The sequence below is a fragment of the Sphaerisporangium sp. NPDC005289 genome (assembly GCF_040607455.1).
Lineage (GTDB): Bacteria > Actinomycetota > Actinomycetes > Streptosporangiales > Streptosporangiaceae > Sphaerisporangium > Sphaerisporangium rhizosphaerae.
The window spans coordinates 1-15,693 of the sequence record NZ_JBEXGS010000031.1 but is presented as its reverse complement, the minus strand read 5'-3'; the positions used below and the strand labels follow the sequence as shown (position 1 = coordinate 15,693).

Genomic DNA, 15,693 nt, shown 5'->3' with positions numbered 1-15,693 from the left:
CCGCGCCGCCGCATCGTCACCCCGACGATGAGACCGGCGGCGAGCGTCGCGCACAGCACCAGCAGACCTGTCATCGACGGTGCCAACATCGGCCCTCGGTGCGCCATTCCCGCCCCAGCGGCCCGCCTTCCCCGCGGTCGGCCGCCCGTGCCGGGACCGTGCGGCCGGCGCTGCGATCAGGGGGGACGCGGGTGGGCGGCGCAGGGGGTGGAGGTGCCGCCGGTCGGGGCGCCGCGCTCCGGGGCAGGGGGCGGCACCCCACCTCAGGGGGCCGTACGGGATGGACGGCGCCCTGTCCGCAGGAGTAATGGACGCCCCCAAACCCGGTCTCGACCGGCCCGCATCCGAGCGGGAGGCTAGGGAAGCGACAGCAGGCGCCTGCCGCTGGACTCGCGGATCTCGAAGCCGCGGATGCGGTCCACGGTCAGCTCGGTGTGGCCGGTGAAGGTGGCCGGCCCGCCCTGATAGTCGGCCTGGCCGATCGTCCAGCTCCCCGCCGGGGAGACGGTGCCGTCGGACCCGAGGGCGCTGACCCGGCAGGAGGTGCCGTCCGGCACGCCGGTGATGGACACCTCGACCGTCGTCCCCTCGCTCCCGGGGATCATCAGGATCTTCGCGTGCACCTGGTCCGTGCCGCCCTCCATGGGGACGCCGACGCGCGCGCTCTCCGTGTTCGGGACGGCGGGGGTGGCCGGGGCGTCCTTGAGCATGGGTTGCCCGGACGCGGAGGGGACGGGCGTGGCGGCGAACATGCGACCGGCGCCGTCCTGCTGCCCGCGCCTGGCGGGGTCCGGGGCCGGCCGGCTCACACTGGGGGCGCTCGCGGCGGTCACGGTCCCTTCGTGGGGCCGGCCGACGACGACCCAGGCCGTGCCGCCGACGACGACCGCGACCAGCGACGCGGCCAGGCCGAGCAGCAGCCGGTGGGCGCGGCGGCGACGGGCGGAGGCGGCGACCAGGCGGTCGAGGACGGCCTGCGGCGGGCTGGCCGCCTGCTCGATGTCCTGCTCCGAGACGCGGGCGAGCATCGCGGTGACCCCACTCAGCTCGTCGAACTCCGCACGACATTCGGGGCATGTCACCAGATGGGCCTCGACGAGCACGGCCTCGTTCGGCTCCAGCCCGCCCAGCATGTGGGCGGCCAGCGACATCCTCACGTCCTCACAGGCGCTCATGGCGCGAGCCCCCGTTCTTCGAGCGCGAGCTTCAGGGCGCGCAGCGCGTAGTACGTGCGCGACTTGACGGTGCCGGGCGGGATGCCCAGCGCCTCGGCGGCCTCCTTGACCGACCGCCCGCGGTAGTAGGTCTCCAGCAGCACCTCGCGGTGCTCGGGCCGCAGGGTCGCGATGGCGTCGGCCACCCCCCACGACTCCACGGCGCGTTCGAGCTCGTCGTCGGCCGGCAGGACGGCGAGGGCCTCGTCGCCGGTCTCCTGCGGCCGGGACCGGCGGGCGCGCGCGTGGTCGACGACCAGGTTGCGGGCGACGGTGAACAGCCACGCCCGTACGGGGCGGTCGGCCAGCACGTCAGGGTGCTTCCACGCCCGCAAAAGCGTCTCCTGTACCACGTCCTCCGCCTTGCCCGGATCGCCCGTCAGCCGCAACACGTAACCGTAGAGTGACCCGGCGTGCTCGTCGAAAAGCGTTCGAATCAGCTGCTCGTCGGCGGTTCCGGCGGGACTCACATCCTCATGACGTACGGCGGCCCGCTGTGGTTCAGCCACGCAACGGCACGTCCGTCGCCGTGCCCTCGACCGCGAGACCCTCGGGCGTCGAGCGCACCTTCTCGATCTTCAGGTTGAGCGGCAGGTTCTTGACGGGCACGGTGAAGCTGAGCAGGCGGCTGGCGTTCGGCACCTGGATGCCGTTGACGTTCTCCGGGGTGAGCCGGACGCCGCCCTGGACCACCTCGATCTTCATCTTGGCCGTGACCGGGATGGCGATGCCCGCGACGGTGACCTTGCCGGTGACCTGGAGGCTGTCGTCGCCGTTGCCGGCCACGCGCAGCCCGCGCGGCGCCCGCTCGTCCAGGGTCTGCCGGGCGATCACCACGGTGCCTGTGACCTTGTCGGCCGTCACGCTCGCGGTGGCGGAGTTCTGGATGAGGTCCATCAGGGGGGCGCGGACGTCGTGCAGAACGGCGTCGATGCGCGCGATGCGCGCCCCGTCGGGCAGGGTCATCTTGCCGATCGAGACGGTGACCTCCTCGTACCGGCCGGCGACGGCCTGGGTGAGGAAGGGGATGCCGTTCACCTTTACGGCCGGGGGCTGGGCGAGGTCGTACTTCGCCGCCACCTGGCGGGCCACCTCACTCTCGACGCCGGCGACCGCGACACGGTCGAGCACGGCGAGCAGGACCCCCAGGAAGATGAGGAAAACGATCAGCTTGCGCATCCGGCTCCTTCGGGGTCAATCTGCACCAGACTATCTGCGCGCCGCCCTCATTCCCCCGCCTTCACCGGCGAAACGGCCTACCACCACGACCGCCCGCCCCCCACAGCTCGGCCGCATGAGGCCGGTCGCCGTCGGCGGGCGTCGGTGACGGTGGGTGACCGGCCGGGCGGCCATCCGCGCGCGAACCCCGGAATCGGCCCGGGGCCGCTCTCGCGGCTACCCGCCGGCGAACGGCGGCAGGACCTCCACGGTCGCGCCGTCGGGGAGCTCGACCACGTGCGGGTCGCGGGTGCCCGCCGGAGCGCCGTCGACGAGGAACGACGAGCGGCCGAGCACGCGCGTTAGGTCGGGATTTTCATGTTTTGATGTGATTTGCACCACCAAGTCGCCAAGCGTCACCGCCTCGAACGGCTCCTCCGCCACCCCGGCGGCCTCCTTCGCCGCGGCCCAGTAGCGCACCAATCCTCGTGCCATTAGCGCCCTCTCCCTGCTCACCACTTCGCACCGCCGATGCTTCGATCACTCACCGCGAGGGAATGGTTACGGTTATTTCCCGCGTGATGGATCGTTCACCAGATGGACCGCCCTATGGACGCTCCTTTCCTGTGGGCTATCCTCACGTACTGACGGGACCTGGGCGACGTAGCCCCCGGGTCCTTTACGTGTTTGTACGGCTACCGCCGTTACAACGCGGGGAGGAGGCGAACGCGGTGAGTGAGCGAAGCCGTGCCGCCCGGCCCCCGATCAGCCTCTGGATTAGGAGGTGCTGTGAGTAACCTGCTCCTGCTCACGAACGCTCTGGAACCCTCAGCGGAGGTCCTGCCCGCGCTGGGGTTGCTGCTCCACTCGGTGCGGGTCGCCCCCGCAGAGGCGTCCGCCCTGATCGACGCCCCGCCCGCCGACGCCGTACTGGTCGACGCGCGCAGGGAACTCGTGCACGCCAAGAGCCTGTGCCGCCTCCTGCGCACGACCGGCATCGACTGCCCGCTCATGGTGATCGTCACCGAGGGCGGCCTGGCCGCGATGACCGCCGAATGGGGCGCCGACGACGTCCTGCTCGACACGGCCGGTCCCGCGGAGGTCGAGGCCCGCCTCAGGCTGGCCGTCGGCCGGCTCTCGATCGCCGCCACCGACGAGGTGCCCGACGAGATCCGCAGCGGCGACCTGTCGATCGACGAGGCCACCTACACCGCGCGGCTGCGCAGCCGCGCGCTGGACCTCACCTTCAAGGAGTTCGAGCTCCTGAAGTACCTCGCCCAGCACCCCGGCCGGGTGTTCACCCGCGCCCAACTGCTGCAGGAGGTCTGGGGGTACGACTACTTCGGCGGCACCCGCACGGTGGACGTCCACGTCCGGCGCCTGCGCGCCAAGCTCGGCGCCGAGTACGAGTCGCTGATCGGCACCGTCCGCAACGTCGGCTACCGCTTCGTGCCCGACCGCGGCGGCGAGCAGGCCGACGACCGCGAGCCCGCGCCCGCGCACCACTGACGCCGCTCCCGCGACGGGCCGCCGACGACGCCGGCCCCGCGCCGGCACGCGCCGCCGCCCGTGTTCGTCACGCCGTCCACCGGCCTGGCGCCTGATCCATGACGTGACGCTGAGCCTCGGGTGACGCCTGGCCAGCGGGGTGTCACGCCTGGTCCGTCCTTTCACGCCCAAGGGCACGTCCCCGGGGGCGGACCCGCGGGGACGTGCCCTGTAAGTGCCCGGTCAGTGCCCGGTCACCAGAGGCTCAGCCGGCGACCGTGATGCGGTTGAGCGCCGGCGGGGCGATCGGCGAGTGCGCGCCCAGGTAGGCCACGAACGCGTCGATGTCCAGCGGGCCGCTCCACAGGTCGGTGCCGTCCTTGAAGACCGAGAACCCGTCACCGCCGCCGACCAGGAAGTTGTTGGCCGCGACCCTGATCGTCTGGGTGTCCGTCACCGGCGTACCGTTGATCTTGATGTCCGACACCCGCGAGCCGATCGGCTGCGAGAGGTTCATCGTGTAGGTCAGGGACGCCGACGGCTGCAGGATGCGCACCGTCGCCCCGCCGCTCTGCCACTGCTGCTCCAGCAGCGCGTCCAGCTTGGCCCCGGTCAGCGTCACGACCTGCATGAGGTTGTTGAACGGCTGCACGGTGAACGCCTCGCCGTAGGTCACCACGCCGTTGCCCTCGGACCCGCTCTGGGCATAGGTCAGGTCGGCGCGCACGCCGCCCGGGTTCATCAGCGCGATCTCGGCGTTGCCGCCCGTCTTGGTCGCCTCGAGCTGGGCGTCGGCGATGACGTCGCCGAGCGCGGTCTCACCGGACGGGCCGGCGGCCCGGGTGAGGTCGGCGGTGATGCCGCCGATCGCCTTGTTCGCGACCGTGGAGACCCGGTCCTTCCAGGTCTGCACGAACTGCGAGATCTCGGGGTCGGCGGTGACGTCCCGGGTGACGACGTGGTTGTCGGCGACCACGGAGGAGCGCACGACGTCGCCGGTCTTCTTGTCCACACTGAAGTCGATCGTGGTCAGCACACGGCCGAACGACGAGCCCTGGGTGTAGAAGCGGTCGTTGCCGGCCGGGTCCTTGGTCTTGCAGATGTACGCCTGGTGCGAGTGGCCCATGACCACCAGGTCGACGTCCGCGCTGAGGCCCTGGGCGATGCGGGTGCCGGCGCCCGGGGTGACCGGGCAGGAGTCCGGGCTCTGGTTCGGGGCGATCGAGTCGCCCTCGTGGACCAGCGCCACGATGGCCTTCACGCCGGCCCGCTTGAGCAGCGCGGCCGCGCGGTTGCCGGAGGCGACCTCCTCGTCGAACTTCAGGCCCGCGATGCCCGAAGCGGTGACGATCGACGGCGTGGTCTGGGTGACCAGGCCGATGAAGCCGACCTTGACGCCGTTGATCTTCTTGACGGCGACCGGCGGCAGGGCGTACCGGTCGTTGGCCTGCTTCAGGACGTTGGCCGCGAGGTACTCGTACTTGGCGCCCTTCCACCTGCCGGCCGGGGAGCAGCCGTCGGTGGGGTGGCAGCCGCCGTTCTGGATGCGCTTGAGCTCGGTGATGCCCTCGTCGAACTCGTGGTTGCCGACGGAGGAGACCTTCAGCCCGAGCTTGCCGAGCAGTTCGACGGTCGGCTCGTCGTGGTAGGCGGCGGAGATCAGCGGCGAGGCGCCGATCAGGTCGCCGGCGGCGACGACCGTGGAGTGGTCGTTGACCAGCGACTTGAGGTGGGTCGCCAGGTAGGCGGCGCCACCCGCCGGGACCGAGACCCCGCTCTCGTTGACGATGGCGCCGCCGGAGCCGGTCGGGGGCTCCATGTTGCCGTGGAAGTCGTTGATCGAAATGAGCCGGACGGGAACCGTGACCGGGGGCTTCGGGGGCTTGGGGTGCGCCGAGGCGGGGCCGGCGGCGAACGCGAGACCGGTGGCCGCGACGATGCCGGCGACCGCGATCCGCGTGAACGATCGTGAGCTCATAAGTCACGAGGTTAGAGAGGCAACCTCAGCGCGAAACGACGCCGAGGTAACGATTCACCCTACGACTTCGTGACATGTCCCCCCCGTTTAAAGTCGGTACATGAATGCGCGCGTGGACATCCGGGAGCGGCTCGGCGAGCAGGAGGTGGCCGCGGTGGTCGCCCTGGTCGACGCCGCCACCGACGCCGACTCCGTCCGTCCTCTCAACGAACACGTCATGCTCCACCTGCGCTACGGCGGTGATCCGGGCGCCAAGGTGGTGCTCCTGTACGACGGGGACACGCTGGCCGGCTTCGCCCACATCGACCCGACCGACCCCGTCGAGGGGCCGAGCGGCGAGCTGGTCGTCCACCCCGCCCACCGGCGCAAGGGCCTCGGACGGCGGCTGACCGAGGTCGCCCTGGCCCAGAGCGACGGCCGGCTGCGCCTGTGGGCCCACGGCGACCAGCCCGAGGCCGAACGGCTGGCCACCTCCCTCGGCTTCACCCGGGTGCGTTCGCTGTGGCAGATGCGCCGTTCGCTGTTCGCGCCGCTCCCCGGCGCCGACCTGCCCCCGGGGGTGCGGCTGCGCACGTTCGAGCCCGGCTCGGACGAGAAGGCGTGGCTGGAGATCAACGCGCGCGCCTTCGCCCACCACCCCGAGCAGGGGTCGTGGACGATCGAGGATTTGCGGCGCCGCGAGCAGGAGCCGTGGTTCGACCCGGCCGGCTTCTTCCTCGCCGTGCGCGACGCGGCGGACGACCGGCAGGACGCGGGGGACGGCGCGCCCGTGACGGGGGACGGATCGCGGCTGGTCGGGTTCCACTGGACCAAGGTGCACGGCGACGACGACCACGACGCGCCGCACGGCCACAACGCCATCGGCGAGGTGTACGTCGTCGGAGTCGACCCCTCCGAGCAGGGCGGCGGCCTCGGCCGCACGCTCACCCTCGCCGGCCTCGCCCACCTGCGCTCGCGCGGGCTCCCCCAGGTGATGCTCTACGTCGACGAGGACAACACCTCCGCCATCCGCCTGTACGAGTCCCTCGGCTTCACCCGGTGGGACGTCGACGTCATGTACCGCCACATCTGACCTCCGCCGGGCCGGTGGCATGTCCGAACGTGGTCACCGGCCCGCGGAACATCCCGTGAGGTGTCATTTGACACACCTCGCGGCCGAGCCGACAGTCACGCTTGAAGGCGCGCGCACACCCCCGGCGCGTGCCCGCCCCGCCGCCGACAAGCACAGCGAGGCAACGACGTGAACAGTCTCAGCTCCGGAGGGCCCGGCACGTTCTGGTCCCTGCTCGGCCGCATCGAGCGCGAATCCCTCCACGCCATCGGCTGGGTCAGGGAACTGGCCCCCCGCGAGACCCTCGGCGACCGCGACGCCCTGCCCGACAGCGTCACCGTCCTGCTCGACGGCTACGCCAAGGAGCTGTACGGCTCCGCCGACGGCGACGAGGCCATCATCGAGATCTTCGGCCCCGGCCACCTGGAGGGCGAGCTGGCCCTGTGGGACTGGCCCCACCGCGGCCGCATCGAGACCCTGACCGCCGTGCGCGCGCTGCACGTGCCCAAGGACAAGTTCGTCAACTTCCTGGCCGAGGAGCTGTCCGCGGGGGCGGCGCTGATGAAGAGCCTCGGCCACCGCCGCGTCCTGGCCGCCCGGCGCCGGGCCCCCGGCGCCGCCGTGCGCGCGCCCGCCAAGATCGCCCTGCACCTCATCGAGCTGGCGCTGCGCTTCGGGCGGCCGGTCGGAGCGGGCCTCGCCATCGGGCCGCCGCTCACCCAGTCCGACCTGGCCAGCTTCGCCGGCGTCGACCGCATCGCCGTCGCCCGCGCCTTCCACGTGTGGCGGCCCAAGGGCGCCCGCGCCACCTGCGCCCACCCGCACGCCGACATCATCGAACAGCACGGGTCCACGATCACCGTCAAGGACATGGACGCCCTGCGCGGCGCGGCCGGCGCCTGGGCCGCCGAGTGGGACTCCCCCCTGGCCTCTCCCGGCGGCCTCACCGGCCGCGCGGCGTCCAAGCGGCAGCTTCCCGCGCTGCGCATCCCGGCGACCGGCAGCGGCCCCGCGCAGCTCCCGCCGGAGGTGCCCTGCTTCACCGGCAGGGAGACCGCGCTGAAGTTCCTCCACACGCTGGTCGCCGAGGCCAACCGCCCGCGGGCGGTCATCGTCGAGGGCATGGCCGGGGTCGGCAAGTCCGCCCTGGCCACCTCGTGGGGCCACTCGGTCAAAGACGAGCACTTCAGCGGCGGGCAGCTGTACCTGGACCTGCACGGCACCGCCACGCGGCCGCTCACCGTCGCCGAGGCCGCCGGGCAGCTCCTGCGCGGCCTCGGCCTCGGCGGCCGCCAGATGCCCGTAGAGGAGACCGAGCTCCTGGCCGCCTACCACCGGCGCCTGGCCGACCGGCGGCTGCTGATCGTCCTGGACAACGCCGGCGAGGACCCCGAGGTGGTCCGCGCGCTCATCCCGCCCTCCAACCGCTGCCTCATGCTCGTCACCACCCAGGCCGGGCTCGCCGGCCGTCCCGGCCTCACCCCCGCCGACGGCGTCGAGCCGCTCCAACTGGACGTCCTGCCCGAGGACGAGGCGATCCAGCTCGTCGCCGCCGTCCTCGGCCCCGGCGACTCCCGGGTCCGCGAGAACCCCTCCGACGCCACCCGGCTCGTCCGGCAGTGCGCCATGCTCCCCCTCGCGCTGCGCATCACCGCCGCCAAGCTGGTGGAGAACCCCCGGGAGCAGATCGCCGACACCGTCCGCGACCTGGACGGGCAGGACCGGCTGTCCAAGCTGGCCCGCGAGGACGAGCCGCGCGCCGCCGTGCGGCCGGCGTTCGAGGTGTCCTACCGGGCGCTCTCCCCCGAACTGCGGCGCACCTTCCGCTACCTGGGCCTCATGACCGGCCCGGACGTCGGCGCCGAGGCCTGCGCCTCCCTGCTGGACGACGCGGTGCCCGACACCCGGCGCCGCCTGAGGGCTCTCACCCGCCTCCACCTGATCACCGCGACCGGCGCCGAGCGCCCGGGCGGCGAGCGGTTCGTCGTCCACGAGCTGCTGCGGGCCTTCGCGAGGGAACGCGTCCTGCTGGAGGACGGCGAGACCGAACGCGCCGGCGCCGTCCGGCGGCTGCTCACCCACTACCTCGCCTCCGCCATGCGCGCCGGAGACGCGCTCGGCCGGCCGCGGCGCGTCCTGCACGACCGCGCCGTCCCGCCCCCGGCCACCTCCGACACCGAACGCGAGCCGCACCTGCGCTGGTTCGAGATCGAACGCTCCAACCTCGTCGCCGCCGTCCACCAGGCCGTCAAGCACGGCCTGCACTCCTACGCCTTCAACCTCGCCGACGCGGTGTTCGACTTCATGACCTCGCGCGGCTACGTCCGCGACCTCATCGACGTGCACAAGGCCGGGTTCGCCTCGGCCCAGGCCGTGGACGAGTGGCCCGCGACCGCCCAGATGCTCCACCACCTGGCCATCGCCCACCGCACCATCGGCCAGAACGTCAAGGCGCTCAGCTACGGCGAGGACGCGCGGTGGGGGTTCAAACGGCTCGGCGACAGCCTCGGCGAGGCGAACGCCCTGGACAACCTCGCCGACGTGCGCGGCGTGCTCGGCCGCTACCGCCTGGCCATCGAGCACTCCGAGGAAGCCCTGCGCCTGCACCGCGTCGCCGACAACAGCGGCGGCGAGGCCGAGGCGCTGGACACCATCTCGCAGAACCTGCGCCGGCTCGGCGAGTACGCCGGCGCCGAGGAGTACGCGCTTCGCGCCCTGGCCATCAGGAAGGCCATCGAGGACCGGGCCGGCGAGGCCGAGACGCTGCTCAACCTGGCCCGCCTGTACTACTACTGGGGCGCGCCGCGCCAGGCCGCCCTCCACGGCCTTGAGTCCCTGGCCCTGCGCGTCGACCTGGGCGACGAGCCGCAGTGCGCCGACGCCTACCGCGAGCTGGCCCGCATCCACCGCCAGCTCGGCCTGCGCGGCATCGCCCGCCACGACGCCGCCCAGGCTCTGCGCATCTGCCGGGCCAGCGGCGACCGTCACGGCGAGGGCGAGGCGCTCATCGTCCTGGGCAAGCTCCTGCGCGACGAGGGCGCCCACGCCGAGGCGCTGTCGCGCCTCTGGTACGCCGTGCGGCTCGCCCAGGAGATCGGCCACCGGCGCGGCGAGGCCGAGGCCCGGGCCGCCATCGGGCTGGTGTACTTCAAGCTCGGCCGCTACGCCGAGTCGCGCGAGCACCTCAACCTCGCCCTGGAGATCCGCAGGGAGATCGCCGACCGCGCCGGGGAGGCGCAGGACCTGGAGAACCTCAACCGCACCCTGCGCAGGCTGGCCCGGTACGAGGACGCCGTGCAGAACGGCCTGCACGCGCTGCACCTGTGGCGCGAGCTCGACGTCCGCACCGGCGAGGCGCGCGCGCTCGGCGGCCTGGCGCGCACCTACGTCCGGCTCGGCCGCTCCCAGGAGGCGCTGCGGACCGCCGAGGCGTCGCTGTCCATCCGCCAGCGCGACGGGAACGGCACGGGGCTCGGTCTGGACACCATGGCCCGCGTCCTGCTGCGCACCGGCCAGCCCGAGCAGGCCCTGGACAAGGCCGTGCGGGCCATCAGGGAGATCCGCGAGACCGGCGACCGGCAGTACGAGGGGGCCGCGGTCAACAACCTGGCGCGCGTCTTCCTCGCCCTCGGCCGGGCCGACGAGGCCGAGACCTACGCCAGGCAGGCGCTCGACATCGTCAAGGAGGTGGGAGACCTGTGGGAACAGGCCGCCTGCCGGCACACCCTCGGACTGGTCGCGCAGCGCCGCGGCGACCACGCCGAGGCGCTGCGCGACCTCGCGGAGAACCTGCGCCTGCACCGCGAGACCGGCAACCACTCGGGCCAGGTGGAGGCCCTGCGCGCGCTGCGCCTGTCCCACCAGGCCATCGGCAACGTCCGCGAGGTGGAGGAGTGCGACCAGCGCATCCAGAACATCCAGCGCTGGCTCGGCGGCGCGTGATCCACGCCCGCCCGCGCTACTCGATGACCCAGTGGAGGAGGAAGTACGACAACGCGGCCACGAACGCGGCGGCGGGGATCGTGAGCACCCACGCCGTGACGATGTTGCCGGCGACGCCCCACCGCACGGCCGACAGGCGCTTGGTCGCGCCGACGCCCATGATGGCGCTGGTGATCGTGTGGGTGGTGGAGATGGGCGCCTTGGCGGCGATGGCCATCGTGTAGAGCACGACCGAGGCCGCGGACTCGGCCGCGAACCCCTGCGCCGGGGTCAGGTGGATGATGCGGCGGCCCAGCGTCCGCATGATGCGCCAGCCGCCCGAGTAGGTGCCGAGCGAGATCGCGGCGGCGGCGGCCAGGATCACCCACTGCGGAATCGGGTCGTTGATCGCCAGGAAACCGCCGGTGTAGAGGGCGAGGAAGATGACGCCCATCGTCTTCTGCGCGTCCTGAAGGCCGTGGCCGAGCGCCATGGCGGCCGCCGAGACAGTCTGGGCGTACCGGAACCCCTTGCTCGTCCGGTGCGGGTTCGACCGGCGGAAGATCCACAGGATGGCGATCATGATGATCGCGCCCAGGAGGAACCCGACGAACGGCGACAGGATCATCGGGATGACGACCTTCTGCACCACGCCGTCCCAGTGGACCACGCTGGAGGCCGCCAGCGCCGAGCCCACCAGCCCGCCGATCAGGCCGTGGCTGCTCGACGAGGGCAGGCCGAAGTACCAGGTGATGAGGTTCCAGGTGATCGCGCCGATCAGACCGGCGCCGACGACGACCAGACCGTGCGTCCCCGACGGCGGCTCGATGATGCCCGTCCCGACGGTTCTCGCCACTTCCGTACTGATGTGGGCGCCGACGAAGTTCATGGCGGCGGCCATGAACAGCGCGGCCCGGGGGGTCAGAGCGCGGGTCGAGACCGAGGTCGCGATCGCGTTCGCGGCGTCATGGAACCCGTTGGTGTAGTCGAACACCAGCGCGATGACGATGACGCCGATGACAAGTGCTAGCTCCACTTAGCTTTCCTTGACCGCGATCGACTCGATCGTGTTCGCCACGTGCTCGAAGGCGTCGGCGGCCATTTCCAACTGGTCGATGACCTCCTTCATCTTCATGACGGTGAGCGCGTCGTACTCACCGCCGAAGAGCTTGGCGAGCAGGCGTCGATAGACCTGGTCCGCCTGGTTCTCCAGCCGGTTGATCTCGATCCAGTACTCGTTGAGGTTGTTCATGCCGCGCAGGCGGGGCATGGCCTCGGCGGTGAGCTCGGCCGCGCGTTCGAGCACCTCGACCTGGCGGACGACCTCCTTGGGCAGGTGGTCGATCTGGTAGAGGCCGATCAGATCGGCGGCGGCCTCCATGTAGTCCATCACGTCGTCGAGATTCGACGCGAGACGATAGATGTCCTCGCGGTCGAACGGCGTGATGAAGCTCTCGTTGAGACGGTTCATGATCGCGTGAGTACGCTCGTCGCCCGCGTGCTCGCAGGCACGCATCTTCTCGGCCAGGGTCTCCCGGTCCGAGCCGTCGCTGATGATCTCCACCAGCAGACGGGATGCGGTGACGAGATTGTTCGCCGAGTCGGCGAACAAGTCGTAGTAGCTGTCCTCACGAGGCGTGAGACGCAGGCGCACGTCGTTCTCCAGATGTGCGGGGACGGTCCGCAGAGAAGAGTAAGGGGTACCGGCTGAAATGCGAAGTTCGTGACATGCACTCCCCGTTGTAACCTTCCCTTCCCCTGGGCGTTGCCCTCCGTTCGCCCGTTCACACCGATAGATCGCAACTTCCCCCCAGAACGTTCCACCGGCCCCCGCCTTCCCCTCCGCGAAAGACCGATCGCCCCTTCTCCGCGAAAGATCGATCACACCTTCCGTCCGGGTCCGGCGGAAGATCCCATCAGACCTCCGCCTACTGGGAAGGGTCCGATCAGACCCCGCCCACCGGGAAGGGTCCGATCAGACCCCCGCTCACCGGGAAGGGTCCGATCACACCCTCGTCCGGTGGAAGTTCATGAACGACCTGCTCGGTGTCGGACCCCGCTGCCCCTGATAGCGCGACCCGTACTTGGCACTGCCGTACGGGTGCTCCGCCGGGGAGCTGAGCCGGAACATGCACAGCTGACCGATCTTCATCCCCGGCCACAGCTTGATCGGCAGCGTGGCCACGTTCGACAGCTCCAAGGTGACATGCCCCTCGAACCCCGGGTCGATGAACCCCGCCGTCGAGTGCGTCAACAGCCCAAGGCGCCCCAGACTCGACTTCCCCTCCAGCCGGCTCGCGATGTCGTCCGGCAGGCCGATCACCTCGTAGGTCGACGCCAGGACGAACTCCCCCGGATGCAGGATGAACGGCTCCTCCCCGTCCGGCTCCACGAGCCGCGTCAGCTCCGGCTGCTCGACCGCGGGATCGATATGGGGATAACGGTGGTTCTCGAACACTCGGAAGTACCGATCGAGGCGCACGTCGATGCTCGACGGCTGGATCATCACCATGTCCAGCGGATCGATCTTGACCCGCCCTGACTCGATCTCGCCCCGGATATCACGATCGGATAGCAGCACCTCAGCAACCTACCAACCCGCCCGCCACCCCCAAGGCCCCTCCACACCAACTCACCCCACACGAGGGGAGGTGGCACGCCCCAAGTTCCGCTAGAGTTAGGTCCGTCGTCAGCTACTGATCGACGCGGGTGTAGTTCAATGGCAGAACATCAGCTTCCCAAGCTGACAGCGCGGGTTCGATTCCCGTCACCCGCTCTCCTCACGAAAAGCCAGGTCAGGGATAGTTTCCCGACCTGGCTTTGATCGTTTCTGCGGCCGTTTTCGATCTTCCGTGCCCGTTACGTGCCCGATGCGCCGTGATCTTCGCTCGGGAACGCCTCTGCGACGAGCTTCCCCATGCTGTCCGCGATCATCCGGTCCCGCTCACCCTCCGCGTGCAGATAGATCAACGCGGCCCGCGTGGTCGAGTGCCCCATGCGGTTCATCAACTCCCGGAGCGTCGCGCCCGACTGTGAGGCGAACTTGTTCCCTGTATGACGAAGATCGTGGAAATGGAAGCCGGAAAGCTCTGCCGCCTTGAGAGCCTTGGCCCATGTACGGCTGAACGTCGGCCGGCGAAGCACCGCCCCTTTCGCACCCACGAAGACGAACGCCTCATCATCCGAACCGGTGTAGGCATCCAGGTGCGCCCGAAGCTCCGAGTTCACCACCACGGGCAACGTGACCGTACGCAGGCCGGCTGCGGACTTGGGCGGCCCAACGGTGACCGATCCGTCCTTGAGTTCGGTGGTCGAGGCCACGACCCGCACCGTCCGGACCTCCAGGTCGACATGCTTGCGCCGGAGCGCCGCCAGTTCACCCCAACGCAGACTGCCGAATGTCGCCACCAGCACCAGCGCCCGGAACCGCGGATCGATCGCACCGGCCAACACGAAGACCTGTTCCATGGTCAGCGTTGGTCGCTCCGGTGATTCCTCCTCGGGCGCCAGGATCTTCACGGCGACGGTCTTCTGAGCGGGCTTGAGGGTCGGGTCGGCGTCCATGACCGCGACCTGCCAGACCAGTTCGCTGGTCTGCTTGTCCCGCGCCTGGACGAACCGGCCGTTGGTGGATGCGTCGAAGTCCTTGACCTTCTCGACCTCTCCGACGACGTAGCAGCCGTGCGGGAAGACCATGTCGAAGGTGACGGGGATGGGGCCTTGCAGGGCCATGGCCGTTACTCCTTGTCTTGGATGACAGGCACTTAACCTGTCAACTGACTAGAGCATAAAGAAAGCCCGCTTGATAGGTCAAGTGCCTAAGCGGGCTTTCTCCGAGCAAACCGGGTCAACTGATCGGATAGGCGTCCTCCAACTCATGACGATCACCGGGAAGCAGCACGTCCATCACGGCCAGAGTGCGGCCGGCCGCATCCCGCAAGGAGGCGAACACCACCAGCAACGGCACGTTCTTGGGCATGCCGAGCTGGCGCGCTTCCGTGGCAGTGGGCATCCGGGCAAGGATCTGCTCCACCGCGTGATCGAACCGGACGCCCTTGCGCGCCTCGATGTGCTCACGGAGCCCTTGGGGCAGGGGCTCAGCGCTGGTCAGATCGGTTCCCTCCGACAACTCCAAGGGCAGCCAGACCGAGACGATCTCCGACGGCTCACCCTCATGGGAGACAACGCGACGACGCAGGAACACCTTGGTCTTGGGCTTGACGCCGAGCAGGACCGCCACCCGGTTGGGTGCCGCCACCGCGCCGACATCCAGCACCTCACCGGGCGAGCCGGTCTCCGGGTTGGCCATGTACGCCTGTCCCGGCCGGGGTTGCTCGACCGTCGACAGCATCGGCCGGCCCCGTACGTAACGGCCCTTGCCTTGCTGGGAGTCGATCCACCCCTGTTCCCGCAGCATCCTCAGCGCGGCCACGATCGTGGGGCGCGAGACGCCGAACTCCTGGATCAGTTGGTTCTCACTGGGCAGCAGTGACCCGGGCGGGTAAGTTCCCGCATCGATGCGCCGTTGAAGCGTCTGCACGACTTGTGCGTACTTCGGCGGCACGGATTCTAGCGACATCACGACCGTCCATCACCCGACAGGTTGTTTTACCAAGCTGAGCGTAACCCGCACCCGTTCGCCTGTCACGCAAACAGGAATCGTCCCAGCCCACCCCATGGAGCATGGCCGATCAGCGGTAGATCGAATTGGAACGGCGCGACGAGACAGGAGGCGGGCCCCTCGCCAGGCCCGAACCCTGGGAAGAGCGCCTGTCTCGCCGGCCGGCTCTAGTACTCCAGTGACCGTTCGTGATCTCGCTGGTTGTGGGGACATGGGTACGGCCACCGCGTGATCATCGGTGTTTGTGATGACATCCGAAGAT

13 protein-coding genes and 1 tRNA gene are annotated in these 15,693 nt (G+C 70.3%); 4 read left to right on the top strand and 10 right to left on the bottom strand.

The window, feature by feature from the left end; genetic code table 11:
* Positions 1–356: 356 nt before the first annotated feature.
* From ABZT47_RS35860 to ABZT47_RS35845, 4 genes are all read right to left on the bottom strand, one after another.
* The gene (locus tag ABZT47_RS35860) at positions 357–1,175 is read right to left on the bottom strand and encodes a zf-HC2 domain-containing protein (protein WP_354852267.1); all 819 of its coding nucleotides are present in this window, start codon (positions 1,173–1,175) and stop codon (positions 357–359) included.
* A complete protein-coding gene (locus ABZT47_RS35855; RefSeq protein WP_354852265.1) occupies positions 1,172–1,684 on the bottom strand; it encodes a sigma-70 family RNA polymerase sigma factor in 513 nt (170 codons plus the stop codon). The genes ABZT47_RS35860 and ABZT47_RS35855 overlap by 4 nt, the downstream gene beginning before the upstream one ends.
* A gap of 31 nt (positions 1,685–1,715) precedes the next feature.
* Positions 1,716–2,393, bottom strand: a complete 678-nt coding sequence (locus ABZT47_RS35850) for a DUF2993 domain-containing protein (protein WP_354852263.1) — start codon at positions 2,391–2,393, stop codon at positions 1,716–1,718.
* Positions 2,394–2,609: 216 nt separating this feature from the next.
* A complete protein-coding gene (locus tag ABZT47_RS35845; RefSeq protein WP_354852262.1) occupies positions 2,610–2,867 on the bottom strand; it encodes a MoaD/ThiS family protein in 258 nt (85 codons plus the stop codon).
* A 294-nt stretch (positions 2,868–3,161) separates the two neighbouring features.
* Here ABZT47_RS35845 and ABZT47_RS35840 point away from each other — a divergent pair, with 294 nt between their 5' ends.
* On the top strand, positions 3,162–3,881 hold the full coding sequence (locus ABZT47_RS35840; protein WP_354852260.1) for a response regulator transcription factor: 720 nt from the start codon (positions 3,162–3,164) through the stop codon (positions 3,879–3,881).
* A 244-nt stretch (positions 3,882–4,125) separates the two neighbouring features.
* Here ABZT47_RS35840 and ABZT47_RS35835 read toward each other — a convergent pair whose 3' ends face one another.
* Positions 4,126–5,838 (bottom strand): bifunctional metallophosphatase/5'-nucleotidase, encoded by a 1,713-nt coding sequence (locus ABZT47_RS35835; protein WP_354852258.1) that lies wholly within the window; start codon positions 5,836–5,838, stop codon positions 4,126–4,128.
* 100 nt (positions 5,839–5,938) lie between these two features.
* Here ABZT47_RS35835 and mshD point away from each other — a divergent pair, with 100 nt between their 5' ends.
* Together mshD and ABZT47_RS35825 are read left to right on the top strand one after the other, a co-directional pair.
* Positions 5,939–6,910 carry a mycothiol synthase gene (gene mshD / locus ABZT47_RS35830; protein WP_354852256.1) on the top strand — a complete coding sequence of 324 codons (972 nt, stop codon included), beginning with the start codon at positions 5,939–5,941 and terminating at the stop codon, positions 6,908–6,910.
* 168 nt (positions 6,911–7,078) lie between these two features.
* Entirely contained in the window at positions 7,079–10,831 is a 3,753-nt protein-coding gene (locus ABZT47_RS35825) for a tetratricopeptide repeat protein (RefSeq protein WP_354852254.1), read from the top strand.
* Between the two features lie 16 nt (positions 10,832–10,847).
* On the opposite strand, the gene ABZT47_RS35820 is transcribed toward ABZT47_RS35825, so the two are convergent.
* From ABZT47_RS35820 to dcd, 3 genes are all read right to left on the bottom strand, one after another.
* Positions 10,848–11,846 (bottom strand): inorganic phosphate transporter, encoded by a 999-nt coding sequence (locus ABZT47_RS35820; protein WP_354852252.1) that lies wholly within the window; start codon positions 11,844–11,846, stop codon positions 10,848–10,850.
* Positions 11,847–12,464: a DUF47 family protein gene (locus ABZT47_RS35815; protein ID WP_354852251.1), complete on the bottom strand. Its 618-nt coding sequence runs from the start codon at positions 12,462–12,464 to the stop codon at positions 11,847–11,849.
* Between the two features lie 351 nt (positions 12,465–12,815).
* A complete protein-coding gene (gene dcd, locus ABZT47_RS35810; RefSeq protein WP_354852249.1) occupies positions 12,816–13,391 on the bottom strand; it encodes a dCTP deaminase in 576 nt (191 codons plus the stop codon).
* Between the two features lie 124 nt (positions 13,392–13,515).
* Between dcd and ABZT47_RS35805 the strand changes: the two genes are divergently transcribed.
* Positions 13,516–13,586, top strand: a tRNA-Gly gene (locus ABZT47_RS35805).
* Between the two features lie 83 nt (positions 13,587–13,669).
* Here the strand turns inward: ABZT47_RS35805 and ABZT47_RS35800 are convergent.
* A complete protein-coding gene (locus ABZT47_RS35800; RefSeq protein ID WP_354852247.1) occupies positions 13,670–14,542 on the bottom strand; it encodes a site-specific integrase in 873 nt (290 codons plus the stop codon).
* A 115-nt stretch (positions 14,543–14,657) separates the two neighbouring features.
* Positions 14,658–15,389 carry a GntR family transcriptional regulator gene (locus ABZT47_RS35795; RefSeq protein WP_354852246.1) on the bottom strand — a complete coding sequence of 244 codons (732 nt, stop codon included), beginning with the start codon at positions 15,387–15,389 and terminating at the stop codon, positions 14,658–14,660.
* Positions 15,390–15,693 lie beyond the last annotated feature (304 nt).

Excerpts from the sequence above, each read along its gene's own strand:
- ABZT47_RS35860 (WP_354852267.1), bottom strand. The coding sequence starts at position 1,175 with ATGAGCGCCTGTGAGGACGTGAGGATGTCGCTGGCCGCCCACATGCTG.
- ABZT47_RS35795 (WP_354852246.1), bottom strand. The coding sequence starts at position 15,389 with ATGTCGCTAGAATCCGTGCCGCCGAAGTACGCACAAGTCGTGCAGACG.
- ABZT47_RS35835 (WP_354852258.1), bottom strand. The coding sequence starts at position 5,838 with ATGAGCTCACGATCGTTCACGCGGATCGCGGTCGCCGGCATCGTCGCG.
- ABZT47_RS35800 (WP_354852247.1), bottom strand. The coding sequence starts at position 14,542 with ATGGCCCTGCAAGGCCCCATCCCCGTCACCTTCGACATGGTCTTCCCG.
- mshD (WP_354852256.1), top strand. The coding sequence starts at position 5,939 with ATGAATGCGCGCGTGGACATCCGGGAGCGGCTCGGCGAGCAGGAGGTG.
- ABZT47_RS35850 (WP_354852263.1), bottom strand. The coding sequence starts at position 2,393 with ATGCGCAAGCTGATCGTTTTCCTCATCTTCCTGGGGGTCCTGCTCGCC.
- ABZT47_RS35845 (WP_354852262.1), bottom strand. The coding sequence starts at position 2,867 with ATGGCACGAGGATTGGTGCGCTACTGGGCCGCGGCGAAGGAGGCCGCC.